This window comes from Mycobacterium sp. NPDC003449 (assembly GCF_053588415.1).
The window spans coordinates 1-7,055 of the sequence record NZ_JBSFPX010000275.1 but is presented as its reverse complement, the minus strand read 5'-3'; the positions used below and the strand labels follow the sequence as shown (position 1 = coordinate 7,055).

The following is a 7,055-nucleotide window of genomic DNA, read 5'->3' as shown; positions in this document are numbered from 1 at the left end:
CGAGACAATCGGCGACCTGCTGTTCGTCAAGCCTCTGGCTGACCGCGTCGGCGACGACATCGTGCTCACGGCCGAGATGGGCGGCACCGTACTCGTGGTTGCGGTCGCTGGCCGACTGTTCGGCGCGCACCCGGTCGACACTGCGGCGTTGGGTCAGCGTCATCAGCCATCCGATCGGGCTCGCCAGCGCGGGGTTGTACTGGCGGGCCGCTGACGTCCACACCTGCAGATAAACCTCTTGCGTGACCTCCTCGGCCAGGGTCGGGTTGCGCACGATCCGCGAGGATAGACCGAATACGCGCGCGCAGGTCAGGTCGTAGAACTCGGTGAAGGCGTCGCGGTCGCCGGCGCCGATCGCGCCGAGCCGTTCGGCCAGCCCGGCAACCCGCCCCTGGGGTGGGACAGAACCCGGTGCCGGGGCATCGGTGTCGTTGCCGCGATCGGGACCGCGGGGGATGTCCATGTCGGGATCTTTGCATATCCTTGGCGGACTTCCCTCGGATAACGGCGTCTTCTGTTGGGTCACGACCCGACGCTGCGGTCGAGAATGAACTGGTGGACATCGAGGTATCCGGAGGCGAACCCGGCTTCGGAGTAAGCCAGGTAGAACCGCCACATCCGACGAAAGACCCTGTCGAAACCCAAAGCGTCGGCACCGGGGGCGTGGGCGGTGAATTGTTGCAGCCAGAGTCGCAGCGTGTGTGCGTAGTGGGGGCCGAATGAGTACTGATCGACGATGCGCAATCCGGTGCGGCCCGCGATGATCTGCTCAAGCAGGTCCACCGACGGCAGGAATCCGCCCGGGAAGATGTACTTGTGGACCCACGTGTAGGTGTTGCGGGTGGCGCGCATCCGGCGATGCGGCATCGTGATGGCCTGCAGGGCGATACGTCCCCCCTCGTCGAGCAGACGGTCGAGGGCCTGGAAGTAGGCGGGCAGGTAACGGTGGCCCACGGCCTCGATCATTTCGACCGAGACGATTGCGTCGTACTGACCGCGCACGTCGCGGTAGTCGCACAACTCGACGGTGACCCGGTCCGATACGCCGGCGGCGGCGATGCGCCGGCGGGCGAGTAGTTGCTGTTCTCGCGAGAGGGTGATCGTGTGTACCCGCGCGCCACGGCGTGCGGCGCGGATTGCCAATTCCCCCCAACCGGTACCGATTTCGAGCAGCCGGGTGCTCGAACCGACGCCTGCGCCATCGAGCAGGCGGTCGATCTTGCGTCGTTGCGCTTCGGCGAGGTCCTCGCAGTCCGGTGCGGGAGCGGCGGCGGCGAACAGTGCCGACGAGTACGTCATGGTGTCGTCGAGGAACAGGCTGAAGAACTCGTTGGACAGGTCGTAGTGGTGGGCGATGTTGGCCCGGGCGCCGGCGCGGGTGCCGCGGTGGCTGCGCGGCACCCGCGGCATGCAGATTGCCCGCAAACGGTGCAGTGACGCAGGTACGAGGGTGTCGATTCGGGAGGCCATGGCGGTCAGAACCGCGGTGAGGTCGGGCGATGACCAGTCGCCGGCCATGTAGGCCTCTCCGAATCCGATCAGACCACCGGCGGCGAGGCGGGCAAAGAAGTCGTCGGGGCGGTGCAGCAGCATCCGTGGCAAGGGCCTACCCGCAGTCGACGCACCCGACACCGTGCCGTCGGGGTGTTCCAGCCGCACCGGTAGCTCACGTGCCGCCGCGCGGAACAATGCCGCCGCGATGGGGGCCCCGATAACCGCGCGGGGGCCGCGAGGGGCGCGGTCGATCGCGCTCCACCGCGTCGGTGGGCTCGGTGTGTGAGCAGCGGTCTGGTTGAGGGTCATTGGATTCCTTTCTGGGTTCGAGCAACGATTGGTAGACCGCGCGCCCACAGGCGTATGCCCTGCCAACGAATGTGCAGCGCCACCAGCAGCGGGGCCATCGGCGTCACCACCAGTGCCCGCAGTACGGCCGTCGTATCGGCCGGGTAGGCCGGTCCGGCCATCGCGGCGGTGAACACGTTGGCGCCGTCAGTGTTTCGCAACGTGATCGCGACATCGAGCCATCGGTCGGGTACGGGAACATGCAGTTGGTATTCGCCGCTCACCGCGTTGAAGGGGGACACGTAGAACTCTTTGGGCACCGTGGCGTGGCCATTGCGATCGGTTCGTAGCAGGTAGCGGTGCCGACCGCCGTAAGTGTTGTGCACCTCGGCGACCACACAGGCCAGGGTGCCGGTGCGGTCGTGGCACCAATACAGGGTCAGCGGGTTGAACACGAATCCCAGGACACGGGCGTTGGCGAGCATCAGGACCCGGCCCCCGTGCAGAGTGATCCCGTGGTCGAGGAGATAGGCATCGATGTTGTCCCGAAGTCGGCGGTGCGGGGCGCCGAGGTGGTCGGAGGACCGGAACTGGGCAAACGGCCGCAGCGGGCGCGGCAGTCGAGGTAGCTCGTCGAGGTCGACCAGCCAGCTGTAACTCCGGTAGCTGAACACGTGCCGGATTGGCCACCGGCGGACATGGCGGATGTGGGTCCGAACGATTCGGGGCGCGGTCACACCGCACTCCTGACTGTCGGTCGAAGCGGCGGTAGCGGGTCGGTCCACCTGCCGCCGAGTCGTTGCGCGGCAAGTACACCCGACAGCGCGCCGTCCTCGTGGAAACCCCATCCGTGATAGGCGCCGGCGAAGGCGAGCCGCTGATCGCCCAACTCGTGCAGGCGCCGCTGTGCGGCCAGGAAACGCGGTGTGTACTGCGGGTGCTCGTAGACCATGGTCGCCTCCACAGCACCGGGGTCGACGCACTCGCCGTCGCCGAGCGAAACCACAAACTGTCGGTCGGTCGCCCTGCCGAGTCGTTGCAGGCGGTTGAGGTCGTAGCTGACCAGGACCTGGTCCGGGCGTGAGTTGCAGGCCGACAGCCGGTAGTTCCACGATGCCCGGGCGCCGCGTCGAGTCGGGAGCACCGAGGTATCGGTGTGGAGCACAGTGGGATTCACCGAGTACTCCAGACTGCCCAGAATCTCAGCTTCGGCGCCGGTTGGGCGGTCGAGCATCGCCAACGCCTGGTTCGGGTGCGTGGCGATAATGGCGGCATCAAACTGCTCGACGCGGTCCGCGGCGTCGCGCACCGTCACCCCCGACTCAGCGCGAACTACGCTGCGCACCGGTACTCCGCTGCGCACCGAGTGGAGCCGGGCGGTGATCGCGTCGACATACCGGGCCGAGCCTCCGGTGACGGTGCGCCACTTCGGTGATCCGAACACCGTCAGCATGCCGTGGTGATCAAGGAATGCCAGTAGATATCCGACCGGGTAGTCGAGTGCCACATCCGGCGGGCACGACCACACCGCCGCCACCAACGGCACCATGAAATGTGCCGTGAAGTACCGGGAGATCCGTGTGTCCGCGAGGAATTCGCCAAGCGTGCGCCTGCCGTCGTCGTCCCGTGCGAGCTCGGCGCGGGCCAGCCGGTGAAACCGGGTGACCTCGGCGAGCATCCGTATGTAGGGGCCGCGTATGAGCGCGGAAGGTTGAGCGAACAGACCACCCAGGCCTTTGGCGCCGGCGTACTCCAGGCCGCAGCCATCGCAACGCACTGACATCGACATGTCCGATTCCTGAGTAGCGATGCCGAGCTCAGAGAAGAGCCGGATCAGGGTCGGGTAGGTGCGGTCGTTGTGCACGATGAATCCGGAGTCAACGCCGACCGTGTCGACTTCACCGCGACGGGCCTGCAACTGATGTGTGTGAGCATGCCCGCCGCAGCGTGGCTGCGCCTCGAACAGGGTGACCTCGGCGTCCCGAGTCAGTATCCACGCGGCAGTCAATCCCGCCACGCCGCTTCCGATCACTGCAACCCGCCGTACGGCCGACCTCGGTACTGTTTCTGTCACACCAGGGGTTCGGCGCCGCCTCGACTACGGATGGGTCAGTTGACCACGCGATATCGGTCTCGCCGCTTCTCGCCCGCGTTCCGGAATTAGAGTTGTCGCGTTCTAGATCGACGAGCTTCACCGATGCTGATCAGCTATGTGGCGATTTTCAACAGGTCCCCTGGGGCGGCGGACCTGCCGAAACAGGTGTCGAAAACCCACAGGGACGATTCATGCTAGTCGGCAAGCGGCGATCCGGCGGAATCGGGGCCTCCGCGGGGTGGTGCCTGTGCGGTCAGCGTGGGTGCTGCGCTGGGTGGGATGCGTGTGACTGGACGGAAGGCGAAGCTGTGCCTGTGGCGTATGCGGACTGTGCGGCTTGTTGGTGTATCGGTGAAGGTCGGTGGCGATTGCTTTGCGGCCCAGGATGAATCCGGTTATGACGCTGCGTGTCGGGTAGCTGGGCAGCTGACCGTCCGAACCGGTGTCGATAATTGTGTCGGAGGTTGTTCCCAGCTCGACTCCAATAAGTGGTACGCAACTCACCCGACGCAACTTTCCCTCCCCGTGATTTTCCACCGCAGATGGGCTGGCCTGGGCAAGGGCCGCGCCTCGTTTGCCGCCGGGCGCCGGCTCAACGGTGTGGTTGGATGAAAATCCAACAGGCATATGGGGAACCGGGGGGGATCTGTGGTCCGCAGGATTGCGCGCATTGTGCATGCGTTCGCACTTGCAGTTGGTCTGGTGTGGCTGTATGCGATCGGCGGCTCATCGATCCCGGTGGCTTGGTCGGATGCATTTGCCGACGCATGTCCCGATGTCGCCGCTCAACTCGATTCATGGGTGCAGCGAGCAGACGCTCACAACAACCGTGCCGGCAGCGTCAATACGTACGATCATGCCGCCGTCGACGCCTACAACGCGGAGAAAGCCCAGCTTGAGGCTGAGCGGGCCGTACTCAATCCGCGTGTAGACGCATGCAGAGCTGCGGCGAAGGTACTTACCCCCAAAGACCCGTCTGGTCGCCTACCTCTTGCCAAGCCGTCAGACGCTCAACGGTTCGCGATCGACAACGCGCGGAAGAGGATTCCGACCGGCTACCAGCCGCAACCCGCTCGCAATGGAAATCGAGAAACTGTCCCCAGGAATGCCCCGGAGCGCGCACTGTACGACGTGCTACGCGATGGCAACCCAGGGAGAATTCCCAAAGACGTCCGCCTCGCTGGCAAAGCAGCACCGCAACCGGGCCGCTCGGACCCCGTCTATCCGGATCGAAAAATCGGAGAAACAACCAGGGGCGATGCTCAAGTTTCACCCGACCATATCGTTCCGCTCGCCGAGTTGCTTAAGCTTCCAGGCTTTCTGAAGCTGACGTCCGATCAGATGTTCATGCTGTCCCGATTGCCATTGAACTACCAATGGCTGTCATGGACTGCAAACAAAGGGAAGAATTCCGGCAGTGCCGAACGTCTGTTGCCTGAGGCAGACCGGAATTGGGTGGGAAAGCAGCTGCATCTGCAAAACCAAACCCGGGATCAGTTGCAGGACATCATTAACAATCTTGTCACGGCAAACGGAGGATGAGTCGCATGGATGTCGACTTCGATCAAGTGGCTGCTGATCTGACTGCGAAAGGGACCGCGGAGTTGATCACGCCGGATTCCGGTCGGGCGGCCGACGTTCCGGATCGCTGGCGCGGGGTGCTGAGCGGGGCCAGCCCCGAGGAACGAAATCGCGCGGCACTGTCTCGTTGGGACACAGATTTTTTGGCGATCATCCCACGGTTCGCTCAGGTGCTGCGAGAACAGCTCATTGATGTCCGAGTTTTCTGGGTGGACGCCATTGACGTTCGGTTCTTCGTTTTGGTCTACGTGGTGGAGAGCAACCTGAACGGCTATGTGTGCTGGATGGGGTGGGACCCGGCCGGTTATGGTGATACTCCCCGGTTTTGGGAAACCTTCCCCGCTCCCGTGCAAAATTTCCTGCGCCACACCCACGCCGGGTTTACTGCGGCTGACTGGGAGTCGTATGGGGTCATGCGACCTGCAGACTTTGGAACCTTCGCTGAATACGGCGGTGACTCACCGGAGGGCATCCCTGGTTGGATGGATGGCTACGAGGACGGGTATGACATCGGCTACGACGGCGAGCGGTACCGGCGGATCGAGTCGACCCGGTTGGTGGTATTCACCAAGGATGTGGGCCACCTCTTCTACTGCACCTCACCGGACCTGCAGGTTGGGCAAGTTGCTCTCGTCTATTCCGGTGACGGCGACGTCGACCCGCCAAAAGATTTCGGCACTGAACTCGACCGGCTGATGACGAACCATCTGGATGTGTCGTGACAAGACCGCCGCCATCGCCGTATGGGGGTAACCCATCTGGCGGTGGTTGGAATCCTCCAGGCCCGGCTGAATGGGCGCCGCCGCAACCACCGCCTTACCCGCCAACAGCTTTCGGACGACAACCGGGCTTTCGTCCCGCTGGGTATCCCGCGTCGGGAGCCTGGCAGGGCCATTCATACCCGCAACCAGGCCCGTACGGGTACCCGCAGTCGGGTTACGGGCAATCATGGCCAGGGCATCAGGGGCCGCCACCGCCGCGAAGGCGGGGCCTCCTAGTCGCGCTCGTGGTCACAGTTCCGATATTGCTGATTGCGTGTGGAGTTGGGGGCTGGATGTGGTTCGCTCGAACCGCGGATGAGGACGCAATCAAGGACGTTGCTGTCCAGTTCGCCGTCGCGGTGGACACCCAGGATCAGGGCAAGTTTCTAGCGACTCTTTGCACGGAGGAGCGCGACGAGGTCACCGAAAGTGAGGACTTCGATCCTGACGATTCGGGACCGGGGGCGCCCGACGAGGGTGAACCGCTCGAAGTCACTGATGTAACAGTGAAGGGTGACGTGGCGGAACTTCAATTCCTGCGACCAAGGTCCAACCACTCGGGTTCTTTATACCTGCGCAAAGAGGCCGGTCTGTGGAAGATGTGCTCTCCCGCTGAAGAAGACTTCAGCAAGTGACGGCGCCGCAGAGGTAGCTGCTCACTGCGGGCTGGACAGCGCGCCCATTCTTCTGTATGTGTCACGCGTTCCGAAATCGACGCAGTCGCGTTCCAGGGCCAAGGGGCTAGCCCGGATTTTCCGTGAAATGTTGCTTTGGTGGGGTGTAGATACGCGAAAGTGCCTGTCCTGCAAGGAATAATTGGACTTCTCTACGGTTCA

At 63.8% G+C, this 7,055-nt stretch carries 7 protein-coding genes; 3 read left to right on the top strand and 4 right to left on the bottom strand.

Annotated features, from left to right (window positions below; translation table 11 throughout):
* The 4 genes from ACWDTP_RS36175 to ACWDTP_RS36160 all read right to left on the bottom strand — a co-directional run.
* A partial coding sequence (locus tag ACWDTP_RS36175) for a sigma factor (RefSeq protein WP_450028030.1) occupies window positions 1–463 on the bottom strand: 463 nt, incomplete at its 3' end.
* A gap of 59 nt (window positions 464–522) precedes the next feature.
* On the bottom strand, window positions 523–1,803 hold the full coding sequence (locus ACWDTP_RS36170; protein WP_450028029.1) for a class I SAM-dependent methyltransferase: 1,281 nt from the start codon (window positions 1,801–1,803) through the stop codon (window positions 523–525).
* A complete protein-coding gene (locus ACWDTP_RS36165; protein WP_450028028.1) occupies window positions 1,800–2,519 on the bottom strand; it encodes a DUF1365 domain-containing protein in 720 nt (239 codons plus the stop codon). Before ACWDTP_RS36165 ends, ACWDTP_RS36170 begins: the two co-directional genes overlap by 4 nt.
* Window positions 2,516–3,856, bottom strand: a complete 1,341-nt coding sequence (locus ACWDTP_RS36160; RefSeq protein WP_450028027.1) for an NAD(P)/FAD-dependent oxidoreductase — start codon at window positions 3,854–3,856, stop codon at window positions 2,516–2,518. Before ACWDTP_RS36160 ends, ACWDTP_RS36165 begins: the two co-directional genes overlap by 4 nt.
* Before the next feature lie 693 nt (window positions 3,857–4,549).
* Between ACWDTP_RS36160 and ACWDTP_RS36155 the strand changes: the two genes are divergently transcribed.
* From ACWDTP_RS36155 to ACWDTP_RS36145, 3 genes are read left to right on the top strand one after another with little or no spacing between them, the layout of a single operon-like run.
* Entirely contained in the window at window positions 4,550–5,419 is an 870-nt protein-coding gene (locus ACWDTP_RS36155; RefSeq protein WP_450028026.1) for a hypothetical protein, read from the top strand.
* 5 nt (window positions 5,420–5,424) lie between these two features.
* Window positions 5,425–6,180, top strand: coding sequence for a hypothetical protein (locus ACWDTP_RS36150; RefSeq protein ID WP_450028025.1), 756 nt, complete (start codon window positions 5,425–5,427; stop codon window positions 6,178–6,180).
* Window positions 6,177–6,854: an Rv0361 family membrane protein gene (locus ACWDTP_RS36145; protein WP_450028024.1), complete on the top strand. Its 678-nt coding sequence runs from the start codon at window positions 6,177–6,179 to the stop codon at window positions 6,852–6,854. Before ACWDTP_RS36150 ends, ACWDTP_RS36145 begins: the two co-directional genes overlap by 4 nt.
* The last annotated feature ends 201 nt before the right edge of the window (window positions 6,855–7,055 follow it).

Coding starts and splice junctions, on each gene's coding strand:
- ACWDTP_RS36170 (WP_450028029.1), bottom strand. CDS start 1,803: ATGACCCTCAACCAGACCGCTGCTCACACACCGAGCCCACCGACGCGG.
- ACWDTP_RS36150 (WP_450028025.1), top strand. CDS start 5,425: ATGGATGTCGACTTCGATCAAGTGGCTGCTGATCTGACTGCGAAAGGG.